Below are 21,197 nucleotides of genomic sequence, written 5' to 3' on the forward strand. Positions count from 1 at the left end.
TTCAGCCTTGCGGTCGGGATGCGCGCTTACTGCACTGGGCGCTGACTTTCCTGACGCAATTCCTGAACACCTTTCTGGGAGTCCTTCACAGCCAGTTCGGCCTTGGCTGCCTGAGCCTTGCGTTCGGCAACGCGGGCATCCCACTCGGCCTGCTCGGACAAGCGACGGGCTTCGTCATACTTCTTGTCGTGCATGGCGATTTCGGCTTGCTTCAGCTTGTCCTGAGCCTGCTTCATCTCCACGGCGGCGAACTCGGTACCGCCAGCGCTGACCGCGCTGTTGACTGCCGATTGAGTGACGGCGTATTGCTCGGTCGGTGGATTGCCGGCACAACCGGCCAGCACGAAGCTGGTGCCGATGGCCAGAGCAGCCAGTTTCAGACCGCGCAGGTGGGAGAACGAGGTTTGGGTCTTCATGGTCTTCAACTCCATTGGTTAACTCCTTGGAAGCTTCGAAATCCATCCTGGTCGAGGAGTGACAACCGTCATGTGTCAGCGCGTTTTGAAACGCTCGTTCCAGGCGTGGTTACCTGTTCCGACCGAAGGCATTTTTCAAAAGTTCAGAAAAGATGGCCCATCGCCAAAAAAAACTTTGACCGAACGGACAGGGCTCTAAACCGGGAACTTTGGCGGTGGGCAGAGGTACGCGCGGGCGAGAAACGGCGCAAAAGCGGAGGGGGGGACACAGTCCCTGTGGGAGCTGGCTTGCCAGCGATGAGGCCATCAAATACAGCACATGTGCTGCTGAACTGACGCCATCGAGGGCAAACCATTCCCACCGTTCTGAAGGGTCAGGAATCAGTGTTTCTGCTTCCCGGCAGCAGCCGACAAGTCATGCAGATGACGCCGCGACAACGCGAGAAAACGCGGGGTCGGGCCGACATCCTCATACAGCGGATCGCCTTCTTCGTCGGTGGCGACCACGGTCGAGCCTTTCACATACGGCAGGCTCGCTTCGAACTCCTCGAGGGCGGCGCCGATCAGCTCGCCGAGCAATTCTTCGGCATGGCGTTTGGGGTACATCTCGGCGATCGCCGCCAGCCGTGCGGCAGCTTCCACATCCAGTTGAATCGTGTAGCCGGTGTCGGTCAGGCGACCCTTGGCGGTTTCTTCCCAATGCTGGGCGAGTTCACGGATTTTCATAAAAACCTCATGTCGCACCTGCTCATGGCAGGTCTTGGTGAGTGTCCGGCGTCTGCCGGCGGCAAGCCGTTGTGCGGCTTACCCTTGAGACTAGCTTCAACCCTCAAGGTTTAAAGTCCCTTCGTCGTCTGCTTGTAAGAAGCGTCCCGGAGCGGCACTCTCTGTTCATCCACTCACTTGCGATCCGTCACCGATTACTGCTGGAGAGATGCTGATGACCGATATTGATGCACGCTTGCGCGAAGACGTTCACCTGCTCGGTGAGCTGTTGGGCAACACCATTCGTGACCAGTACGGCGAGGCGTTTCTCGACAAGATCGAGCAGATCCGCAAGGGCGCCAAGGCCGACCGGCGCGGCTCGATGGACGCCGAACTCAGCGCCAGCCTCAATCAATTGAGCGAAGACGAACTGCTGCCGGTGGCGCGAGCCTTCAACCAGTTTCTCAACCTGGCGAACATCGCCGAGCAGTACCAGCTCATCCATCGCCGCGAGGAGACCCAGGCCGCGCCGTTCGAGTCCCGCGTGCTGCCGGAACTGCTCGCCCGCCTGCGCAAGGAAGGGCACAGTGCCGAATCCCTGGCCCGGCAACTGGCGCGGCTGGAAATCGAACTGGTACTGACCGCGCATCCGACCGAAGTGGCCCGGCGCACGCTGATCCAGAAGTACGACGCGATTGCCGCGCAACTGGCGGCGCAGGATCACCGTGACCTGACCACGGCCGAGCGCGAGCAGATCCACAACACCCTGCAACGTCTGATCGCCGAAGCCTGGCACACCGAAGAAATCCGCCGCACCCGCCCGACCCCGGTGGACGAAGCCAAGTGGGGGTTTGCGGTGATCGAACATTCGCTGTGGCAGGCGATTCCCCACCATATGCGCAAGGCCGATCAGGCGCTGTTCGCCGCTACCGGTTTGCGCTTGCCGCTGGAAGCGGCGCCGATCCGCTTCGCTTCGTGGATGGGCGGCGACCGTGACGGCAACCCGAACGTGACCGCTGCCGTGACCCGCGAAGTGCTGTTGCTGGCACGCTGGATGGCGGCGGATCTGTACCTGCGTGACGTCGATCACCTGGCCGCCGAACTGTCGATGCAGCAGGCCAGCGAAGCGCTCAAGGCCCGGGCCGGCGACAGTGCCGAGCCGTATCGGGCAGTGCTCAAACAATTGCGTGAACGGCTGCGCGCCACGCGCAACTGGGCTCATGCATCTTTGACGGCGACCACGCCGGCGCCTGCCGATGTGCTGCACAACAACCGCGACCTGCTCGATCCGCTGGAGCTGTGTTTCAACTCGCTGCACGAATGCGGCATGGGCGTGATCGCCGACGGGCCGTTGCTCGATTGCCTGCGTCGGGCCGTGACGTTCGGCCTGTTCCTGGTGCGCCTCGATGTGCGTCAGGATTCGTCCCGCCACAGCGCGGCCATGAGCGAAATCACCGATTACCTCGGCCTCGGCAAATACGAAGAGTGGGACGAAGAACAGCGCATCAGCTTCCTCACTCGCGAGCTGCAAAACCGTCGGCCGCTGCTGCCGGCGCATTTCAAACCCTCGGCCGACACCGCCGAAGTGCTCGCCACCTGCAAGGAAATCGCCGCCGCGCCGGGCGCTTCGCTGGGCTCCTACGTGATCTCCATGGCCGGTGCCGCTTCCGATGTGCTCGCGGTGCAGTTGCTGCTCAAGGAGTCCGGCGTACTGCGGCCGATGCGCGTGGTGCCGCTGTTCGAAACCCTCGCCGACCTCGACAACGCCGGTCCGGTAATCGAGCGTCTGTTGCTGCTGCCGGGTTACCGCGCGCGGCTGCAAGGCCCGCAGGAAGTGATGATCGGCTATTCCGATTCGGCCAAGGACGCCGGCACCACTGCGGCAGCCTGGGCGCAGTACCGGGCGCAGGAGCGGCTGGTGGAAATCTGCCGTGAGCAGCAAGTCGAACTGCTGCTGTTCCACGGTCGCGGTGGCACCGTGGGCCGTGGCGGCGGCCCGGCGCACGCGGCGATTCTGTCGCAGCCGCCGGGTTCGGTGGCCGGACGTTTCCGCACCACCGAGCAGGGGGAAATGATTCGATTCAAATTCGGCCTGCCGGACATCGCCGAGCAAAACCTCAATCTGTATCTGGCGGCGGTGCTCGAAGCGACCCTGTTGCCTCCGCCGCCACCAACCCCCGAATGGCGGCATCTGATGGACGAACTGGCCGCTGACGGCGTCGCTGCTTACCGTGCGGTAGTGCGGGAGAACCCGCAATTCGTTGAGTATTTCCGTCAATCCACACCGGAGCAGGAGTTGGGCCGCTTGCCATTGGGCAGCCGTCCGGCCAAGCGCCGCGCTGGTGGCATCGAAAGCCTGCGGGCGATTCCGTGGATCTTCGGCTGGACCCAGACTCGCCTGATGCTGCCGGCCTGGCTCGGCTGGGAAACCGCATTGAGCAAAGCATTGGAGCGCGGCGAAGGCGAATTGCTGGGGCAGATGCGCGAGCAGTGGCCGTTCTTCCGCACCCGCATCGACATGCTGGAAATGGTGCTGGCCAAGGCCGACGCCGATATCGCGCAGTCCTACGACGAGCGTCTGGTGGAGCCGGAGTTGCTGCCGTTGGGTGCGCACTTACGCGACCTATTGTCGCAGGCCTGTTCCGTTGTCCTCGGCCTGACCGGTCAGTCGCAGCTACTGGCACATAGCCCGGATACCCTGGAATTCATCCGTCTGCGCAACACCTACCTCGACCCGCTGCATCTATTGCAGGCCGAATTGCTGGCGCGCTCTCGGCAGCAAAATGTCGAGCAGGGCAGCCCGGTGGAACAGGCGTTGCTGGTGTCTGTGGCGGGGATTGCCGCCGGTTTGCGAAATACCGGCTAAGGTTTTCTGCGTGGGGCAGGGCACCCGGGGCGAACCTCGGGTGCCGTTTATTGACCGTAGGAAAAATGCGGTCAGACGACAGTTAATGATGGGGTTGCGACTTGGGGAACCGCGTCGCAAGGTCGCGGCGGGCGCCGGTTTCTCCGACTTTTGGCGTCTTGTGTGGGCGCAGCCTGCTGTGTATCTTGATCAGCCTTTGGCCGTTTGGGCGGCCACGACCCGTTTTATGAGATTGGCCCCACGAGGCGAATCCGTTGTTTTTTATATAAAAAATTGAGGAGCACATCGATGCGCGTCATTCTGCTGGGAGCTCCCGGGGCCGGTAAAGGTACTCAGGCTAAGTTCATCACCGAGAAATTCGGCATTCCGCAAATCTCCACCGGCGACATGCTGCGTGCCGCGGTCAAGGCCGGCACCGAGCTGGGCATCAAGGCCAAGAGCATCATGGATGCCGGCGGCCTGGTGTCGGATGACCTGATCATCGCGCTGGTCAAGGACCGTATCGCTCAAGCCGATTGCGCCAAGGGTTTCCTGTTCGATGGCTTCCCGCGCACCATTCCTCAGGCTGAAGCGCTGGTGACTGCCGGTGTCGAGCTGGACGCCGTGGTCGAAATCGCCGTTGAAGACGAAGAAATCGTTCAACGTATCGCCGGGCGTCGCGTTCACGAGGCCAGCGGCCGCGTTTACCACATCGTCTACAACCCGCCGAAACTGGCCGGCAAAGACGACATCACCGGTGAAGAGCTGGTACAGCGCAAGGACGACACCGAAGAAACCGTGCGCCATCGCCTGTCGGTCTACCATTCGCAGACCAAGCCGCTGGTGGAGTTCTACCAGAACCTGTCCGCCAAAAACGGTGGCAAGCCGAAGTACAGCCATATCCCTGGCGTCGGTTCGGTTGAAGCGATCACCGCCAAGGTGCTTGAAGCGCTGAGCTGAAAAACCTGATCCGCTGCATCATCCACGGCCCGCTTGCGGGCCGTAGTTGTTTATACTGGCGCACTTTTTCCCCCACCTGATTTACGGACACATCGATGAGCACCTTGCTGGCCCTGGACACCGCGACTGAAGCTTGCTCCGTTGCCTTGCTGCATGACGGCAAGGTCACGAGCCATTACGAGGTGATCCCGCGCCTGCACGCGCAGAAACTGCTGCCGATGATCCAGCAACTGCTGGCCGACGCCGGCACCACCCTGCAAGCGGTGGACGCCATCGCCTTCGGACGTGGCCCGGGCGCATTCACCGGTGTGCGGATTGCCATTGGCGTGGTGCAAGGCCTGGCCTTTGCGCTGGATCGCCCGGTGTTGCCGGTGTCGAACCTGGCCGTGCTGGCGCAACGGGCTTATCGCGAGCACGGCGTGAGCCAGGTCGCGGCCGCCATCGATGCGCGGATGGATGAGGTGTATTGGGGCTGCTATCGCGAGACGGCCGGGGAGATGCGTCTGGTCGGCACCGAAGCGGTGCTGCCGCCGGAAGTCGCTGCGCTGCCGGACGATGCTTCGGGTGACTGGTTCGGAGCCGGCACTGGCTGGGGTTATGGTGAGCGCATCGCTGTAAACCTCACTGGATCTGACGCTGGCATGCTGCCCCACGCCGAAGACCTGCTGACCTTGGCGCGATTTGCCTGGGAGCGCGGTGAAGCGATTCCGGCAGACGACGCCCAGCCGGTTTACCTGCGCGACAAAGTGGCCACCCCGAAAGCCAGCTGAGGCCATTCACCCTGTGGCATTCGCCGCAGGGTCCCACCCGATCTGCCAATCGTCCGTTTCTAACCCCGCGCTTTAAACCTTTTGCCTTTTATGTGTTCTAGTTATCACTCGGCGATTTGCTAAGTCGGTCAGGTGCCGCTAAATTGCCATCATCGATACCGAGCATGACTTTATGCGTATAGACGGCGTTTCCACTCATTCCTACCCCATCAAGCGCAAGCCTCGCAAAGGCAATCCGGCGCTGGATGAGTCCGTCGACGATATCGACGGCGAGCTGGAATTCCCGACCGAAGAGCAACTGGCTGCCCGTGCCGCCAAAGCCACCGCGCAACGCCTGAGCAATCTGCCCGCCCGCCAACAAGACATGATTTATCACCGCGCGATGAAGAAAAGCGTGGCCATGGCCCTGGCCAGCTACCTGAGCACCGCCGGTTTTGTCGATTGGGATGCAGACGTGCTGGGCCTCGATCTGTACATCTGATGGATCTGCCTTACTACCTCGGTTGCCCGTCCTGGAGCGAAAACGCCTGGCGCGAGTATCTGTATCCGGTAGACGCCAAGACCTCCGATTTCCTCGGACTCTATTCGCAAGTGTTCAACGCCGTGGAAGGCAACACGACCTTCTACGCCAGCCCGTCGCCGGCCACCGTGCAGCGTTGGGCTGAGGTCATGCCGGAGCACTTTCGCTTCACCGCCAAGTTTCCCGGTGACATCAGCCACAGCGGCGACCTGCGCGATCAACTGACCGCCGCCGAAACCTTCCTCCAGCTACTCAAGCCGCTCGGTGAGCGCGTCTCGCCAATGTGGCTGCAACTGTCGAAAAGCTTCACGCCACACCGCTTGCCGGAGCTTTCTGCGTTCATCGATGCGCTGGATTGTCCGCTGGCGGTGGAAGTGCGCCATGAACAGTTCTTCGCCAAGGGTGAGAGTGAGCGACTGCTCAACCGGCTGCTGCTGGATCGCGGTGTGGAGCGCATCTGCCTTGATCCGCGCGCACTGTTCAGTTGCCTGTCAACCGAGTCGTCGGTGATCCACGCTCAATCGAAAAAGCCCCGCGTTCCGACGCGTCCGGCGGCGTTCACCCAGTTCCCGCAGGTGCGCTTCATCGGCCATCCGGAACTTGAGGCCAACGACCCGTTCCTGGTGCCGTGGGTGGCGAAGATTGCCGAGTGGATCGAAGAGGGCCGCACGCCGTACATCTTCCTGCACACCGCCGATAACATTCTTGCGGCGAAGCTGGCGCAACGTTTTCACGCACAACTGATGCAACGTTTGCCTGGCCTGCGACCTTTGCCTGAGCTATACAGAGAACCCGCCGCCGAGCAACTTGGCCTGCTCTGAGGCGGATTTTTTCCTGCCCAGGAGCCTGCCGATGGATGCCCAAGCCCGTCAACAACAAGCCCGTAAAGCCGAAGCCTTCAAAGCCCTGCACGAACGCCCCGGGATTTTCGTGATTCCCAATCCATGGGATGCCGGTTCCGCGAAGATGCTCGCCAGTCTTGGCTATCAGGCACTGGCGACCACCAGCGCCGGGTATGCGTTCTCCCAAGGCAAGCCCGATGGTGGCCTGAGTCTTGACGATACGTTGGCCAATGTCCGGGCGATTGTCGCGGCCACCGATCTGCCGGTGGCGGTGGATCTGGAAAACGGCTTCGCCGACGCCCCGGCCGAATCGGCGCAGAGTCTGATCCGGGCCGCCGAGGCGGGCGCCGTGGGTGGCTCGATCGAAGATGCCACAGGCCGGGAAGACTCGCCGATCTACTGCTTCGAACACGCAGTGGCACGGATCGAAGCCGCCGTCGCTGCGGTGCGCACCTTGCCGTTTCCCTTCACCCTGACCGCCCGTGCGGAAAACTATCTGCACGGCAATCCCGATCTCAACGACACCATCCGCCGCTTGCAGGCCTTTGCCGAAGCCGGCGCTGACGTGTTGTACGCGCCGGGCCTGCGCACCGCCGAAGAAGTTCTGGCGGTGGTGCGCGCGGTGGCGCCGAAACCGGTCAATGTGTTGATGTCCGGCGGCTTGAAGCTGACGGTGCAACAGCTGGAAGAAATGGGCGTGAAGCGGATCAGCACCGGCTCGGCGCTGGCACTGGCGGCGTTGGGTGAGTTTTTCCGCGCGACGGAAGAAATCCAGCAGTCCGGCACCTTCACTTTCACCTCCCGTTCGATGCCGTACGCCAAGGCCAATCAATTCTTCAAGGGATGAGCATGGGGCGCTGGCTGGTGTTGGCAGGGCTGCTGATCATTGGTGGCGGGCTGATCGGCGTCTGGCGCGGCTGGCTCGATGTGCCGCCGCAGTGGAACCCGTGGGCGCCGCTGGATGTGCAGGCGACGCCCAACTGGCTCACGGGCTACAAGTTGATGCGCCTGCGCAGCGATCCGCTGTTGTGCCAGCAGGCATTGGGCAGCTCCGGCCTGAGGGTTTCGCCACAGGCCGACAGTCCCGATGCCAAATGCCCGCTGATCGGCGCTTTGCGCGTGCAGGGCGGCGGGGTGGGGCTCAGCAGCAGCTTTCTCGCCAGTTGCCCGTTGGCCGTGGCGTTTGCGATGTTCGAGCGCCACACGTTGCAACCGGCGGCGCAGCAGGCCTACGGTCAGCCTGTGGCGCGGGTCGATCACCTCGGCAGCTTCGCCTGCCGCAACGTCTACAACCGCGATAGCGGCGCGCTCAGCCGCCATGCCAGTGCCGATGCGCTGGACATCGCCGGCTTCCGGCTGGCGGATGGTCGTGCGATCAGCGTGCTCAAGGACTGGCCGAAGCAAAACCGGGACGCGCAGTTTCTACGTCAGGTGCGCGATGGCGCCTGCGAGGCGTTCAGTGTGGTGTTGAGTCCGGATTACAACGCCGCTCATCGCAATCACTTTCATGTCGATGTCGGGCGCTGGAGCGTGTGTCGCTGAGGGATCAGGCGGCGATGCGCAGATTCTGCTGAACGATCGGGCGCACCCAGCCGTTATCGAAGTCCAGGGCTTTCTGCTGCTCGACGATGGCTTCCGGCGGGAACGGCGGGTAAGGCTGCAGCAGATCCAGGTCGAACTCGGCAATCGGCAGGTACAGCGGTTTTTTCTGCGGGGCAGGGCCCGGCTCCGGAATCGGCTGGCCGTTGTTGATCACTACCGGGCGAACCCAACTGCTGTCGAAATCCTGCTGCTTTTGCTGAGTCTTGATTTCTTCTGGCGGGAACGGAGGGTACGGCTCGGCCAGTGTCATGTCGATTTCGGCGATCGGCAGGAACAGCGGCTCCGGCGGACGCACCTCGGTTTCCACCACATCGCATTCGCGCTGGCTGACGATGTGCGCATACAGTTCGCTGCCGACAGTCGGTTCTTCAGGGCTTTCCAGGTCAACCGGTGGAAACGTGCCGCACGCTGGCACCACATCACTCGACTGTTCGGCCAGTGCCTGGGCAAAAAAATCCTGCCACAGGTGGCTGACGCCGCCCAATGCTTGAGTGTTATGACGGCTGAAATCGCCTGTGGGCGAAATGTAGCCAATCGATGTGGGAAGAATGCCTGACATTTTTTTCGGTTGACGCTCAGCTCTGGCAAAATGCGCGTTGATTGGGTTATCGGCGGTTTTTGCCGATCCTTAACTTTTTTGAGCGTGTTTTCCATGATTGAGCAACCCGCGGCCTGCCGCATCCATGTCGAGGCCCTCGGCCCGACGTTCGAAGCGCAGGCCGAGCAGTGGGCGCAACGCCTGAACCTGCCGTTGCAGGTGGCTGACGGCGAGTTTGCCCTGCAGGTCGGCGAGCAGGGTTTGCAGCTGCAACAACTGGGGCCGGATGCGCCGGGGCCGGTGCGGGTCGACTTCGTCGAGGGTGGTGCGGCCCATCGCCGGTTGTACGGCGGCGGCAGTGGGCAAATGATCGCCAAGGCGGTCGGCATCGCCCAAGGCGTGCGTCCACGGGTGCTGGATGCCACGGCAGGGCTGGGCAAGGATGCGTTCGTGCTGGCCAGTCTCGGTTGCGAGATGAACCTGATCGAGCGCCAGCCATTGATCGGCGCGTTGCTGGAAGATGGTCTGGCCCGTGCGGCTGAAGACTTCGAGGTGGCGCCGATCGTGGCGCGGATGAAGCTGCTAAAGGGCAACTCCATCGACGTGATGCGCAATTGGGAAGGCGAGCCGCCGCAGGTGATCTACCTCGACCCGATGTTTCCGCATCGTGAGAAAACCGCGCTGGTGAAAAAGGAAATGCGCCTGTTCCGTCCGCTGGTAGGCGATGATCCGGATGCACCGGCGTTGCTGGAAGCGGCGTTGGCGCTGGCCACGCACCGGGTGGTGGTCAAGCGCCCGCGCAAGGCGCCGTGCATCGAAGGGCCGAAGCCGAGCCATGCGCTGGATGGCAAATCCAGTCGTTACGACATCTACCCGAAGAAAGCGCTCAAGGCCTGAGCCGTCGCATAAGAAAATCCCACGCATGGCGTGGGATTTTTTGTTTTCAGGGTCGAAAGGCCCGCATGAACAGCCCGACCACTTCCTGCACATGATTTTCCGCCGCCTCGCCGCTCAGCGGCTCACCGCAGCCGTACAACAGGCGGAAATTCCCGGCACCCTTGATCAGGCAAAAGAAGTGCTCGGCGGCATTGTGCGGGTTGTCGATGCTCAGCACGCCGGTTTCGTGAATCCGCCGCAGCAAACGTTCCATCCCCTGCACCATGCGCTGTGGGCCGGCCTCGAAGAAGATCAGCGACAGCTTCGGATCCTGACTGCCCAGCGCCATGATCAAACGATGCAGGTTCACCGATTCATCGCTGTTGATCAGGTGGTGAAAGCCGCGCGCAATGTTCAGCAACACATTTTCCACGGCGATGCCGTCCGGCAATTCGAAGAACAGCGGCGGCAATTGCTCCTCGCATTTGGCCACTACAGCGGCAGAGAACAGCGTCTCCTTGTCGTTGAAATGGCTGTAGACCGTCAGCTTCGACACCCCGGCCTCGGCGGCCACCGCGTCCATGCTGGTGTTGGCATAGCCGTGACTCAGAAACAGGATTTTCGCTGCCTCGAGAATCGCCTGGCGCTTGGCCGGATCCTTCGGTCGGCCCGGGCCGTTTGGAGTGGAAAGATTGTTCGACATTCTTCGCTTTTAATACTGGACTGGTGAGTTTGCTATTAATAACATACCGGCCAGTATAATTATTCCAAGCCTCCTTAGCGAAAGGTCCTTCACCATGTTCCGCCATGCGTTGTCCTTTGCGGTGCCAGTCAGTCTGGCGTTTTTGTTGTCGGCGTGTGGCAAGGAAGAGGTAACGCAAGTCAGCGTGCGACCGGCCATGGTGGTGCAGCCAGAGCCTTCGGCGCAGGCGATGGAAAGTTATCCGGGTGAGGTTCGCGCCCGCTACGAACCCGATCTGGCGTTCCGCATCGGCGGCAAAGTCAGCCGACGACTGGTCGAGGAAGGCCAGCGCGTCAAGGCCGATCAGCCGCTCGCCGAACTTGATCCGCAGGATGTACGCCTGCAACTGGAAGCCACCCGGGCCCAGGTCGCGGCGGCCGAAGCCAACCTGAACCTGGTGCGTGCCGAGCGTGACCGCTACAAGACCCTGATGGAACGGCAGATGGTCAGCCGCTCGGCCTACGACAATGCCGAGAACCTCTACCGCTCCGGCGAAGCCCGCCTCAAACAGATCAAGGCCGAATTCAACGTCTCGACCAATCAGGCCAGTTACGCCGTGCTGCGCGCGCCCCAGGATGGCGTGGTGGCCAAGCGTTCGGTGGAGGTCGGGCAGGTGGTCGCCGCCGGGCAGACCGTTTTCACTCTCGCCACTGACGGCGAACGGGAAGTGCTGATCAGCCTGCCGGAGCAGAGCTTCGGCCGCTTCAAGGTCGGCCAGCCCGTCTCGGTGGAGCTGTGGACTCAACAGAACCAGCGCTTTGCCGGGCAGATCCGTGAGCTGTCGCCGGCCGCCGATCCGAAATCCCGCACCTTCGCCGCACGCATTGCATTCACCGCCGGCAAGGTCCCGGCGGAACTGGGCCAGAGCGCCCGGGTCTTCGTGCAGACCGCCGATGTCATCCCGCTGTCGGTGCCGCTCTCGGCACTGACCGCCGAAAACGGCGCGACCTACGTCTGGGTCGTCAGCGCCAACAACACCCTGAAAAAGACCCCGGTGCGCGTCGGCCCGTTCGGTGAGAAAACCGTGCCGGTGCTCGAAGGCCTGAACGCCAGCGACTGGGTGGTTGCCGCTGGCGTTCACGTATTGCTGGAAGGGCAGCAGGTGCGTCCGGTGGATCGCTCCAACCGTGTGGTCAATCTGGCGGACAAGGAGTAATCCCCGATGGGTTTCAATCTTTCCGCCTGGGCGCTGCGCAATCGCCAGATCGTACTGTTCCTGATGCTTTTGCTGGCGATTGTCGGTGCCTTGTCCTACACCAAGCTCGGCCAGAGCGAAGACCCGCCGTTCACCTTCAAGGCGATGGTCATCCAGACCCGCTGGCCCGGCGCAACGGCTCAGGAAGTCTCGCGCCAGGTTACCGAACGCATCGAAAAGAAACTGATGGAAACCGGCGAGTACGAGCGGATTGTTTCGTTCTCGCGCCCCGGTGAATCCCAAGTCACGTTCATTGCCCGCGACTCGATGCATTCGGTGGAGATTCCGGATCTCTGGTATCAGGTGCGCAAGAAAGTCAGCGACATTCGCCAGACCCTGCCGCCGGGCATTCAGGGGCCGTTTTTCAACGATGAGTTCGGCACCACCTTCGGCAATATCTATGCGCTGACCGGCGACGGTTTCGACTACGCGGTGCTCAAGGATTACGCCGACCGCATCCAGATCCAGCTGCAACGGGTCAAGGACGTGGGCAAGGTCGATCTGCTCGGTTTACAGGACGAGAAGGTCTGGGTCGAATTGTCCAACGTTAAGCTCGCCACCCTCGGCTTGCCGCTGGCAGTCGTGCAGCAGGCGCTGGAGGAACAGAACGCGGTGTCCACCGCAGGGTTTTTCGAAACCGGCAGCGAGCGTTTGCAGCTGCGGGTGTCGGGGAATTTTCAGACAGTCGACGAGATCAAGAACTTCCCGATCCGCGTCGGTGATCGTACGTTCCGCATCTCCGATGTCGCTGACGTGCGGCGCGGTTTCAATGATCCTCCGGCGCCGCGCATGCGCTTTATGGGCGAAGACGCCATCGGTCTTGCGGTGGCGATGAAGGACGGCGGCGACATTCTGGTGCTGGGCAAGGCTCTGGAAATCGAGTTCGCCCGGATCCAGAAAAACCTCCCGGCCGGCATGCAGTTACGCAAGGTCTCCGACCAGCCCGCCGCCGTGAAAACCGGTGTCGGCGAGTTCGTCCAGGTGCTTGTCGAGGCACTGGCCATCGTGTTGCTGGTGAGTTTCTTCTCCCTCGGCGTACGCACCGGCATGGTGGTGGCGCTGACCATTCCGCTGGTGCTGGCGATGACGTTCGCCTGCATGTATTACCTCGGCATCGGCCTGCACAAGATTTCCCTCGGTGCGCTGGTACTGGCGCTGGGTTTGCTGGTGGACGACGCGATCATCGCCGTGGAAATGATGGCGATCAAAATGGAGCAGGGTTTCGACCGGATCAAGGCTGCCAGTTATGCCTGGACCAGCACCGCGTTCCCGATGCTCACCGGTACGCTGATTACGGCCGCAGGCTTCCTGCCGATTGCCACGGCGCAATCCGGCACCGGCGAATACACCCGCTCGATCTTCCAGGTGGTGACCATCGCCTTGCTCGCATCCTGGGTAGCGGCGGTGGTGTTCGTGCCGTATCTGGGGGAAAAGCTCCTGCCGGATCTGGCGAAAATTCACGCGGCCAAACACGGCACGGCTGACGGCCACACTGATCCCTACGGCACGCCGTTCTACCAACGGGTACGGCGTCTGGTGGAGTGGTGCGTACGTCGGCGCAAAACCGTGATCGTGCTCACCGTGCTGCTGTTCGTGGCGTCGGTGGCGTTGTTCCGGTTCGTGCCGCAGCAGTTCTTTCCGGCTTCCGGGCGGCTGGAGCTGATGGTCGACCTGAAGCTTGCCGAAGGCGCCTCGCTGGCCAATACCACGGGCGAGGTCAAACGCCTGGAAGCGATGCTCAAGGATCATGCGGGCATCGACAACTATGTCGCTTACGTCGGCACCGGTTCGCCACGTTTCTACCTGCCGCTGGATCAACAACTGCCGGCGGCGAGCTTCGCCCAGTTCGTCGTTCTGGCGAAAACCATCGAGGAGCGTGAAGCGCTGCGCACTTGGCTGATCGACACCTTGAACGAGCAGTTCCCGGCCTTGCGTTCGCGGGTCACGCGCCTGGAAAACGGTCCTCCGGTTGGCTATCCGGTGCAGTTCCGTGTCACCGGCGAGCACATCGAGGAAGTCCGTGCTTTGGCGCGGAAGGTGGCGGCCAAGGTTCGCGAGAACCCGCATGTGGTTAACGTGCATCTGGACTGGGAAGAGCCGAGCAAGGTCGTGTACCTGAACATCGATCAGGATCGCGCCCGGGCGTTAGGCGTGAGCACGGCGAATCTGGCGAAATTCCTCCAGAGTTCGCTGACCGGCTCCAGCGTCAGCCAGTACCGCGAGGACAACGAATTGATCGAAATCCTCCTGCGCGGCACCGTGCACGAGCGCACCGAACTGTCGTTGCTGCCGAGTCTGGCGGTGCCGACCGACAACGGTCGCAGCGTCGCGCTGTCGCAGATTGCCACGCTGGAATATGGCTTCGAGGAAGGCATTATCTGGCACCGCAATCGTCTGCCGAACGTGACGGTGCGCGCCGACATCTATGGCAAGGAGCAGCCGGCGACGCTGGTGAAGCAGATCATGCCGACGCTTGATCCGATTCGTGCCGAATTGCCGGACGGTTATCTGCTGGATGTCGGCGGTACGGTGGAGGATTCGGAGCGTGGGCAGAAGTCGGTGAACGCCGGGGTGCCGATGTTCATTGTCGTGGTGCTGACGTTGCTGATGGTGCAATTGCGCAGTTTTTCGCGCACGGCGATGGTGTTTCTGACCGCGCCGCTGGGGTTGATCGGGGTAACGCTGTTTCTGCTGGTGTTCCGTCAGCCGTTCGGGTTTGTGGCGATGCTCGGGACGATCGCGCTGTCGGGGATGATCATGCGTAACTCGGTGATTCTGGTGGATCAGATCGAGCAGGACATCGCCGCCGGGCTCAAGCCGTGGCAGGCGATTATCGAGGCGACCGTGCGGCGGTTCCGGCCGATTGTGTTGACGGCTTTGGCGGCGGTGCTGGCGATGATTCCGCTTTCTCGCAGTGTGTTTTTCGGGCCGATGGCGGTGGCGATTATGGGGGGGTTGATTGTTGCTACTGCTCTGACGCTTTTGTTTTTGCCGGCGTTGTATGCGGCTTGGTTCAGGGTTCGCAAGGAGTCTTGATTTGGTTTGGTGAGCTTGGCGGCCTTCGGGCCGACCAGACTCTTGGGGTTTTGGGTGAATATCCGTTTCTGCGGGTGTTGCGACTGGCGGTTTCGCCCTTACGGCGAGTCCCTTTTGCAAACGCCCAAAAGGAACCAAAACGCTGCGCCCCGGCGTTCGGCCCCTCGCTGGGGCTCGGGGTTCCTTCGTTCCGGGATTCATCCGGGGGCATCGCCTCCGGTTTGCTTCGCTGCACCTCCTCTCGATGTGTTCGACTTCGTCGAACGGCGCTACGCGCCTCCCCCCCGGATAAATCCCTCCACTCAGCCGGCCGAAGGGGCCGGCACGTCAAGAGCGGTACTCGAGCTAACGCTCATCGTGTTGAGTGGGTTGGCTAAGTCATATTTTTGAGGAAACCCGTGTCAACTGTGGGAGCTAGCCTGCTAGTGATGGCGGTCTGTGGGCCGATCTTTTCTTTTGGGAGCAAGCAGCTTTGTAGGATCTTGCGCCGTCTCCTACGTTTTTTTCAGACGCCTCCGATATTGAGTCGCTGTGTTTGCAGTGCTGTACTCGAGGCTGTTTTTCAGCCTTGGTTGAGCAGCGTTGATGAAGAAACCGCCGGTATTGAAAGGTCGGGCCGATCCGGTCTTTGAGTTGTTGATGCGCGCGCCTCACAAGCAGCGTCTGGCGGACTATCTTGTGTTGCTCAAGCCGCTGGATGATCAGGGGCGGTATCTGCCTTTTGAGGATTTGCGGTATCGCTGGGCCAGCGGGCTGGATTCGCGATTGTGTTGGGCGTTGGTCAAGAAGGCGCGGGCCGCTCAGTACATTCATCTTCTGCCTTTGGGGGAGCCGGCCCAGTGGGGAAAGTTTGTGCCGACGCCCACCGCGCAGAAGGCCCTTTCAGTGGTTGATCGGCAAACCACGACGGCGTCGCTGGAGTACATGACCAGCCAGATAGGCGAGCGGGCGCATTTCAGTTATTTGCTTAACGATTTGATCGAGGATGAGGCGATCAGCAGCAGTCAGCTGGAGGGCGCCGCGACCACTACCCGTGTTGCCAAGGACATGCTCAAGCAACGGCGTCAGCCCCGGACGCCGGATGAGCGGATGGTCATGGGCAATTACCGAATGATGAATTTCGCCTGGGAAAAACGTTATGAGCCTTTGAGCGTGGAGTTGATTGCGTCGATGCACCGAGTCGGTGTCGAGGGTATTGATGACGAGCTGTACGACCCCGGGCTTTTCAGGACGAACGATGAAGTCGTGGTGCAGGACGGCGAGGGGAATACCGTCCACTCGCCACCGCCTGCCGCCGGATTGGTGAGGCGACTGGATTTGCTCTCGCAGTGGATCAATCAACCACAGGGTTCACCTCAGCAAAAAAATTACCTGCATCCGCTGATCAAGGCGATCTCGCTGCACTTTGCCCTGGGCTATGAACATCCCTTTCGCGATGGCAACGGGCGGGTCGCCAGGGCGCTGTTTTACTGGTTCATGTTCAAGCACGAGTTTTCGGCGTTCCGCTATATCGCGATCAGTCTTTTACTGCGCAACGCGCCGGTAAAGTACGGGCGGTCGTATTTGCACAGCGAGGCTGATGAGCTCGACCTGACGTACTTCATCGAGTTTCAGTGTTCGGTGATTCTGCGGGCGGTGGAGGGGTTTACCGATGTGTACCGCAAGAGTGTGGCGTACAGCGAAGACTTCGAGCGCTGGCTGACCTGTTCGGGCTTTTTTGATCGGCTGACAGAGCGGCAGCGGGCCATTTATCAGGTGGCCAGGAGCGGGGTGGCGAAGGAGTTCACGGCGGGGAACGTCAAGGAGCATCTTGGTTGTGCCTACAACACAGCGGTGTCGACTTTGAGCGGGTTGGTTGAGCTGCAGGTTTTCGAGAAGAAGAAAATGGGGCGCGAGTGGGTGTACTTTTTACGTGTTTCCGCTGGTGGCGGATTGAACAACAGGAGTGAGACAGCTCACTCCCGTGTCGTGTCGGTTTAGAGCGTACCAAACACTTTCTTCGCCAGACTCGTCGCCGCAGCGGCCGGGTTCTTGCGGATGGTTTCTTCCTGTTTGCCGATCATTTCGAACAGGCCGTTGAGCGCTTGTTCGGTCACGTAGCTTTCGATGTTGGCGCTTTTCGCATCCACCACCCCGAAGGTCGCGGCCTGGCCGGCGAAGGCGTTGTATTTCTGGGCTACGCCGACTTTGTCGGTTGCATGTTTGACGATCGGCAGGAACTTGGTGCGGATCTGTTCGCGGCTGGATTTGTCCAGGTATTGGGTGGCGGAGTCGTTGCCGCCGCTGAGGATGCCTTTGGCGTCTTCCACGCTCATTTTCTTCACGGCGTCGACGAGGATCGGCTGGGCCTGGGTGACAGCGGTTTCCGCGGCCTTGTTCATGGCGGTTTCCAGTTCTTCAACTTGAGCGCCCATGCCGAAGGCTTTCATCTTGCCGGCGACTTTGCCGAGTTTGCCCGGCAGTTCGATCTTCACGTCCGGGTTGTTGCTGAAACCGCCCGGGGTGCCGAGTTGTTTGACGGCCAGTTGCGCGCCCTGGGTCAGGGCGTCCTTGAGGCCGCCGGTGGCGTCGCCTTGCGACAGGTCGCTTAGGGACAGGGCCAGTGCGTTGGCGGAGATCATCAGGCCCGCGCACAGGCCGGCGAAGCGAAGGGTAGGGCGGAGCATGGCGGCTTCCTTGTTCGGAGAGGGTTAGCGTGCGGCGTCGACGCGGATCTTCAGCGGCTGCGGATCCTTGCCATCGAGCTGCACGGTATGGTTTTCAGTGGTTATGAACATCAGCTCGCCGTTGACTTCGATGCGCGCGCTGACCGAGTAGCGGTGGCCGGGTTTGACCTGGGCCGGATCGTAGCTCAAGTGGAACGGCAGCGGCACCTGGCCTTTGACCGGGCCTTTCTGTTCGTCGAGTACCACGGCCGGAGCGTCGGCCAGCGAAACGTCCTGCAGGCTTACGCTCAAGGTCGCACTGGGTGGCAGGGCGATGCGTTGCAGGTAGAACACTTCGCCGTCGAGGCTGACCTTGCCGGCCGGTGAGGTCGACTGGCAGGCGCTGAGCAGCGTGGCGGCGGCAAGCAGGGAAAGTTTTCTCATCGGAGATCTCCGTATCGACGGCGCCAGAAGAAGCCTGGCGCCTGTAGGAATTTAGTCGCTTTGCACAGGGGCGGCGGGCTGATCGGCCGCATCTTCACTGCGGTGCAGTGCCACCTGACGGATCGACAAGCGAATCTCCGCCGGCAGCACCCGTTTGGCTGCGCCTTCGGCCAGTTCGCCGAGCAGTTCGTGGTAGCTCAACTTGCCGGCTTCGTCGCGACGCAGTACGTCGAGGTCGAGCAGGGTCTGGATGAAGTGGCGGAACAGGCTCTTGTCGAAGAACTCCGGTGCGTTCAGGCCATGCAGGATCGACAGGCGCTGGGCCATGACCGTGCACAGGTCTTCCAGTTCTTCGGCGCTGATGCTGTTCTGGCCGCTGTTGAGCAGCAGGGAAACGGTCATGTAGAAGCGCTGCAGGGTCTGGGCAATGCTCTTCGACAGCAGGGTCAGCAGCACGAAATGCCGCGAGCTCGGTGCCGGGCGCAGGTACACGTCTTTTTCGAAACGCAGCAGGCCCTGTTCGACGAACGCTTCCAGCCACTGATCGATGACTGCATCCAGTTCGTCCAGGGTCCAGCGGATGAACAGCTCCGATTGCAGATACGGATACAGCGCGCGGGTGTAGCGCAGGATTTGTTCGCGGCTCATGCGCGAGGTGCTCTGGAAGAAGCTCGCCAGCAGCGCCGGCAGGGCGAAGATGTGCAGCACGTTGTTGCGGTAATAGGTCATCAGGACGGCGTTCTGCTCGTCCAGATAAAGGATCTTGCCCAGCGCATCGTTTTGCTCGGACAGCAGATCCATGTCCTTCACGTGCTCGATCAGCGCGCGGCCATCGCCTTCCGGCAACGTGGTGTGCGGCGAGTACGGGACCTTGCGCAGCAGCGCCAGATACAGATCCAGCACCCGCGCCATGGCCCGATCATCCAGCGCCAGGCGGGTGGTCGACAGCAGCGCCAGCGCCACCAGGTTGACCGGGTTGATCGCCGCCGCTTCGTTCAGGTGCTGTGCGACTTTCTCGCCGAGGCGGTTGGTGGTTTCGTTGAGCCAGGCCGGTTTGTACTGCGGGCCGAGTTCCTGCTGACGCCAGTCCGGCTGTTCGCTGTCGAGGAATTCCGCCAGTTTGATCGGCTCGCCAAAGTTCACCGCCACCTGGCCAAAGCGCTGCTTTAGCGCGCCGATGACTTTGAAGATGTCGAAGATCGATTCTTTCTTCTTGCTCGCGCCACGCAGCTCGCCGAGGTAGGTGCGGCCTTCGAGCACGCGCTCGTAACCGATGTACACCGGCACGAACACGATCGGCATCCGCGACGAACGCAGGAAGCTGCGCATGGTGATTGCGAGCATCCCGGTTTTCGGTTGCAGCATGCGCCCGGTACGCGAGCGACCGCCCTCGACGAAGTACTCGACCGGGAAACCTTTGGTGAACAGGGTGTGCAGGTATTCGTTGAACACCGAGGTGTACAGCGGATTGCCCTTGAACGTGCGGCGCATGAAGAACGCCCCGCCACGGCGCAGCAGGCTGCCGATCACCGGCATGTTCAGGTTGATGCCGGCGGCGATGTGCGGCGGGGTCAGGCCATTGCGGAACAGCAAGTACGACAGCAGCAGGTAGTCGATGTGGCTGCGGTGGCACGGCACGTAGATCACTTCGTGACCCTGGGCGACCTTCTGCACGCCTTCGATGTGGTTGACCTTGATCCCGTCGTAGATCTTGTTCCAGAACCAGCTCAGCACCACTTCCAGAAAACGGATCGCGGTGTAGGTGTAGTCCGAGGCGATCTCGTTGCCGTAGCGCAGGGCCTGGGCCTTGGCTTTTTCCGGGGAGATGTTTTCGCGCTCGGCTTCGTCGAGGATCGCTTGCTTGACCAGCGGCTGGTTGAGCAGACCTTTGACCAGGTTACGGCGGTGGGAAATGTCCGGGCCGATCACCGCAGCTTTAAGATTGCGGAAGTGCACCCGCAGGATCCGCTGGGCCATGCGCACGGTGCGCTCGTGGCCCTTGTTGTGTTCGATCAGTTCGCGCAGGTGGATCGGTGCGGAGAATTGCACGCGGGTCTTGCGCCCCAGAATCATGATGCTCAGAAGGCGACGCAGACGCCCGGTGACGGCCCAGCTGTCGGCGAACAGCAGTTTCCACGGGCTGTTTTCGCTGTCCGGTGACTGGCCCCAGAACACGCTGACCGGAATGATCTGCGCGTCTTCGGTAGCATTCTGGCTGAGGGCGCTGACCAGTCGGGTCAGGGTCGGCGGCGCACCGCGCTTGTCCTGGCGGCCGAGCCAGTCGGGATCCGGCGTCAGGTAGAAAAACGCCGCCGGTTCGATCAGCGAACCCACGGACACCGGCAGCACCGGGCGCGGCAGGCCGGCCTTGGTGCACTCGGTGTCGACCACCGCCAGATCGGTCAGCGATGGATTTTGCAGGACGTAGAACACCGGACGACTGCGGTCGAGGTTGAGGGTGAACGACGACTGGTTGATCGTCTCGGAGCGAACCCAGAGATACAACAGTCGGCGCAAGGTGCCAAACACAAGACGGCGGAACGGGGAACGGGTCATACGGCTTCTGCGTGAGTGGATAAACCGAGCGTTTGCTCGGGAGGGCGACAGTTTGCCGTATTGGGCGAAAATCGGCAAAAAAGCGGCGAAGTAATCTCCTGTTGAGAGTTTTGCCGCCTGTCATATACTCGGCGATCTGTCGCCGGGGCCCTTTTATGGACGTCGGACGCAGGCTGACGTTCCTCAAAGGCTTTCCTGCGAAAAGCCTGTTCAATAATAAAAAAGGAGTATGAACAGATGGCAACACGTGAAACCGGCAACGTGAAGTGGTTCAACGACGCCAAGGGCTACGGCTTCATTCAGCGCGAAGACGGGGTGGACGTGTTCGTGCACTACCGCGCGATCCGCGGCGAAGGCCACCGTTCGCTGACCGAGGGTCAGCAGGTTGAATACGCGGTGGTGGAAGGGCAGAAGGGGTTGCAGGCTGAAGACGTTGTAGGCCTGTAAGGGAGGACCTGCGGCCAGTCTCGAGCTACAAGCTTCAAGCGGTCAGGCTTGCAGCTTG

General features: G+C 61.5%; 19 protein-coding genes. 12 read left to right on the forward strand and 7 right to left on the reverse strand.

The window, feature by feature from the left end:
• Nucleotides 1-26 precede the first annotated feature (26 nt).
• Both ACM6JM_RS17175 and ACM6JM_RS17180 read right to left on the reverse strand, forming a co-directional pair.
• Nucleotides 27-431: a DUF4398 domain-containing protein gene (locus ACM6JM_RS17175; RefSeq protein ID WP_011332653.1), complete on the reverse strand. Its 405-nt coding sequence runs from the start codon at nt 429-431 to the stop codon at nt 27-29.
• 366 nt (nt 432-797) lie between these two features.
• Nucleotides 798-1,142 carry a hypothetical protein gene (locus tag ACM6JM_RS17180; RefSeq protein WP_039769621.1) on the reverse strand — a complete coding sequence of 115 codons (345 nt, stop codon included), beginning with the start codon at nt 1,140-1,142 and terminating at the stop codon, nt 798-800.
• A 214-nt stretch (nt 1,143-1,356) separates the two neighbouring features.
• Between ACM6JM_RS17180 and ppc the strand changes: the two genes are divergently transcribed.
• From ppc to ACM6JM_RS17215, 7 genes are all read left to right on the forward strand, one after another.
• Complete coding sequence (gene ppc / locus ACM6JM_RS17185; RefSeq protein ID WP_414882246.1) at nt 1,357-3,987, forward strand: phosphoenolpyruvate carboxylase; 2,631 nt, start codon at nt 1,357-1,359, stop codon at nt 3,985-3,987.
• A gap of 288 nt (nt 3,988-4,275) precedes the next feature.
• Nucleotides 4,276-4,926 carry an adenylate kinase gene (adk, locus tag ACM6JM_RS17190; RefSeq protein WP_064593717.1) on the forward strand — a complete coding sequence of 217 codons (651 nt, stop codon included), beginning with the start codon at nt 4,276-4,278 and terminating at the stop codon, nt 4,924-4,926.
• Between the two features lie 95 nt (nt 4,927-5,021).
• Entirely contained in the window at nt 5,022-5,696 is a 675-nt protein-coding gene (gene tsaB, locus ACM6JM_RS17195; RefSeq protein ID WP_414882247.1) for a tRNA (adenosine(37)-N6)-threonylcarbamoyltransferase complex dimerization subunit type 1 TsaB, read from the forward strand.
• A 172-nt stretch (nt 5,697-5,868) separates the two neighbouring features.
• Nucleotides 5,869-6,177 (forward strand): hypothetical protein, encoded by a 309-nt coding sequence (locus tag ACM6JM_RS17200; RefSeq protein ID WP_007954720.1) that lies wholly within the window; start codon nt 5,869-5,871, stop codon nt 6,175-6,177.
• Complete coding sequence (locus ACM6JM_RS17205; RefSeq protein WP_064378965.1) at nt 6,177-7,037, forward strand: DUF72 domain-containing protein; 861 nt, start codon at nt 6,177-6,179, stop codon at nt 7,035-7,037. The genes ACM6JM_RS17200 and ACM6JM_RS17205 overlap by 1 nt, the downstream gene beginning before the upstream one ends.
• A 31-nt stretch (nt 7,038-7,068) precedes the next feature.
• Entirely contained in the window at nt 7,069-7,905 is an 837-nt protein-coding gene (locus ACM6JM_RS17210; protein ID WP_414882248.1) for an isocitrate lyase/PEP mutase family protein, read from the forward strand.
• 2 nt (nt 7,906-7,907) lie between these two features.
• Nucleotides 7,908-8,600, forward strand: coding sequence for an extensin family protein (locus ACM6JM_RS17215; protein ID WP_163974096.1), 693 nt, complete (start codon nt 7,908-7,910; stop codon nt 8,598-8,600).
• A 4-nt stretch (nt 8,601-8,604) separates the two neighbouring features.
• Here ACM6JM_RS17215 and ACM6JM_RS17220 read toward each other — a convergent pair whose 3' ends face one another.
• Nucleotides 8,605-9,219 carry an energy transducer TonB gene (locus ACM6JM_RS17220; RefSeq protein ID WP_163974097.1) on the reverse strand — a complete coding sequence of 205 codons (615 nt, stop codon included), beginning with the start codon at nt 9,217-9,219 and terminating at the stop codon, nt 8,605-8,607.
• Nucleotides 9,220-9,312: 93 nt separating this feature from the next.
• Here ACM6JM_RS17220 and ACM6JM_RS17225 point away from each other — a divergent pair, with 93 nt between their 5' ends.
• Nucleotides 9,313-10,095, forward strand: a complete 783-nt coding sequence (locus tag ACM6JM_RS17225; protein WP_039769635.1) for a class I SAM-dependent methyltransferase — start codon at nt 9,313-9,315, stop codon at nt 10,093-10,095.
• Between the two features lie 46 nt (nt 10,096-10,141).
• Here the strand turns inward: ACM6JM_RS17225 and ACM6JM_RS17230 are convergent, their stop codons facing one another.
• Nucleotides 10,142-10,777 (reverse strand): TetR/AcrR family transcriptional regulator, encoded by a 636-nt coding sequence (locus ACM6JM_RS17230; protein WP_163974099.1) that lies wholly within the window; start codon nt 10,775-10,777, stop codon nt 10,142-10,144.
• Nucleotides 10,778-10,871: 94 nt separating this feature from the next.
• On the opposite strand from ACM6JM_RS17230, the gene ACM6JM_RS17235 reads away from it, so the two are divergent.
• From ACM6JM_RS17235 to ACM6JM_RS17245, 3 genes are all read left to right on the forward strand, one after another.
• On the forward strand, nt 10,872-11,972 hold the full coding sequence (locus tag ACM6JM_RS17235; protein ID WP_103386456.1) for an efflux RND transporter periplasmic adaptor subunit: 1,101 nt from the start codon (nt 10,872-10,874) through the stop codon (nt 11,970-11,972).
• Nucleotides 11,973-11,978: 6 nt separating this feature from the next.
• Nucleotides 11,979-15,047: an efflux RND transporter permease subunit gene (locus ACM6JM_RS17240; protein ID WP_414882249.1), complete on the forward strand. Its 3,069-nt coding sequence runs from the start codon at nt 11,979-11,981 to the stop codon at nt 15,045-15,047.
• Between the two features lie 585 nt (nt 15,048-15,632).
• Complete coding sequence (locus ACM6JM_RS17245) at nt 15,633-17,027, forward strand: Fic family protein (RefSeq protein WP_414882250.1); 1,395 nt, start codon at nt 15,633-15,635, stop codon at nt 17,025-17,027.
• Here ACM6JM_RS17245 and ACM6JM_RS17250 read toward each other — a convergent pair.
• Genes ACM6JM_RS17250 through plsB form a run of 3 tightly spaced genes read right to left on the reverse strand, consistent with a single transcriptional unit; the run spans nt 17,024 to nt 20,692 of the window.
• The gene (locus tag ACM6JM_RS17250; protein ID WP_103386564.1) at nt 17,024-17,713 is read right to left on the reverse strand and encodes a DUF4197 domain-containing protein; all 690 of its coding nucleotides are present in this window, start codon (nt 17,711-17,713) and stop codon (nt 17,024-17,026) included. The two genes, ACM6JM_RS17245 and ACM6JM_RS17250, sit on opposite strands and share 4 nt — an antisense overlap.
• A gap of 24 nt (nt 17,714-17,737) precedes the next feature.
• Nucleotides 17,738-18,136: a YbaY family lipoprotein gene (locus ACM6JM_RS17255; RefSeq protein WP_103386563.1), complete on the reverse strand. Its 399-nt coding sequence runs from the start codon at nt 18,134-18,136 to the stop codon at nt 17,738-17,740.
• Between the two features lie 51 nt (nt 18,137-18,187).
• Nucleotides 18,188-20,692, reverse strand: a complete 2,505-nt coding sequence (gene plsB / locus ACM6JM_RS17260) for a glycerol-3-phosphate 1-O-acyltransferase PlsB (protein WP_039769647.1) — start codon at nt 20,690-20,692, stop codon at nt 18,188-18,190.
• A gap of 237 nt (nt 20,693-20,929) precedes the next feature.
• Here plsB and ACM6JM_RS17265 point away from each other — a divergent pair, with 237 nt between their 5' ends.
• A complete protein-coding gene (locus tag ACM6JM_RS17265) occupies nt 20,930-21,139 on the forward strand; it encodes a cold shock domain-containing protein (protein ID WP_007954750.1) in 210 nt (69 codons plus the stop codon).
• Nucleotides 21,140-21,197: the final 58 nt, after the last annotated feature.

Origin of the sequence: Pseudomonas sp. IT-P2, from assembly GCF_949767575.1 — a bacterium.
Lineage (GTDB): Bacteria > Pseudomonadota > Gammaproteobacteria > Pseudomonadales > Pseudomonadaceae > Aquipseudomonas > Aquipseudomonas pharyngis.

Excerpts from the sequence above, each read along its gene's own strand:
- ACM6JM_RS17205 (WP_064378965.1), top strand. The coding sequence starts at position 6,177 with ATGGATCTGCCTTACTACCTCGGTTGCCCGTCCTGGAGCGAAAACGCC.
- ACM6JM_RS17210 (WP_414882248.1), top strand. The coding sequence starts at position 7,069 with ATGGATGCCCAAGCCCGTCAACAACAAGCCCGTAAAGCCGAAGCCTTC.
- ACM6JM_RS17200 (WP_007954720.1), top strand. The coding sequence starts at position 5,869 with ATGCGTATAGACGGCGTTTCCACTCATTCCTACCCCATCAAGCGCAAG.
- adk (WP_064593717.1), top strand. The coding sequence starts at position 4,276 with ATGCGCGTCATTCTGCTGGGAGCTCCCGGGGCCGGTAAAGGTACTCAG.
- ACM6JM_RS17235 (WP_103386456.1), top strand. The coding sequence starts at position 10,872 with ATGTTCCGCCATGCGTTGTCCTTTGCGGTGCCAGTCAGTCTGGCGTTT.
- ACM6JM_RS17230 (WP_163974099.1), bottom strand. The coding sequence starts at position 10,777 with ATGTCGAACAATCTTTCCACTCCAAACGGCCCGGGCCGACCGAAGGAT.
- ACM6JM_RS17250 (WP_103386564.1), bottom strand. The coding sequence starts at position 17,713 with ATGCTCCGCCCTACCCTTCGCTTCGCCGGCCTGTGCGCGGGCCTGATG.
- ACM6JM_RS17180 (WP_039769621.1), bottom strand. The coding sequence starts at position 1,142 with ATGAAAATCCGTGAACTCGCCCAGCATTGGGAAGAAACCGCCAAGGGT.
- ACM6JM_RS17255 (WP_103386563.1), bottom strand. The coding sequence starts at position 18,136 with ATGAGAAAACTTTCCCTGCTTGCCGCCGCCACGCTGCTCAGCGCCTGC.
- ACM6JM_RS17265 (WP_007954750.1), top strand. The coding sequence starts at position 20,930 with ATGGCAACACGTGAAACCGGCAACGTGAAGTGGTTCAACGACGCCAAG.
- ACM6JM_RS17240 (WP_414882249.1), top strand. The coding sequence starts at position 11,979 with ATGGGTTTCAATCTTTCCGCCTGGGCGCTGCGCAATCGCCAGATCGTA.
- ACM6JM_RS17215 (WP_163974096.1), top strand. The coding sequence starts at position 7,908 with ATGGGGCGCTGGCTGGTGTTGGCAGGGCTGCTGATCATTGGTGGCGGG.
- ppc (WP_414882246.1), top strand. The coding sequence starts at position 1,357 with ATGACCGATATTGATGCACGCTTGCGCGAAGACGTTCACCTGCTCGGT.
- ACM6JM_RS17245 (WP_414882250.1), top strand. The coding sequence starts at position 15,633 with ATGAAGAAACCGCCGGTATTGAAAGGTCGGGCCGATCCGGTCTTTGAG.
- ACM6JM_RS17225 (WP_039769635.1), top strand. The coding sequence starts at position 9,313 with ATGATTGAGCAACCCGCGGCCTGCCGCATCCATGTCGAGGCCCTCGGC.
- ACM6JM_RS17175 (WP_011332653.1), bottom strand. The coding sequence starts at position 431 with ATGGAGTTGAAGACCATGAAGACCCAAACCTCGTTCTCCCACCTGCGC.
- plsB (WP_039769647.1), bottom strand. The coding sequence starts at position 20,692 with ATGACCCGTTCCCCGTTCCGCCGTCTTGTGTTTGGCACCTTGCGCCGA.
- tsaB (WP_414882247.1), top strand. The coding sequence starts at position 5,022 with ATGAGCACCTTGCTGGCCCTGGACACCGCGACTGAAGCTTGCTCCGTT.
- ACM6JM_RS17220 (WP_163974097.1), bottom strand. The coding sequence starts at position 9,219 with ATGTCAGGCATTCTTCCCACATCGATTGGCTACATTTCGCCCACAGGC.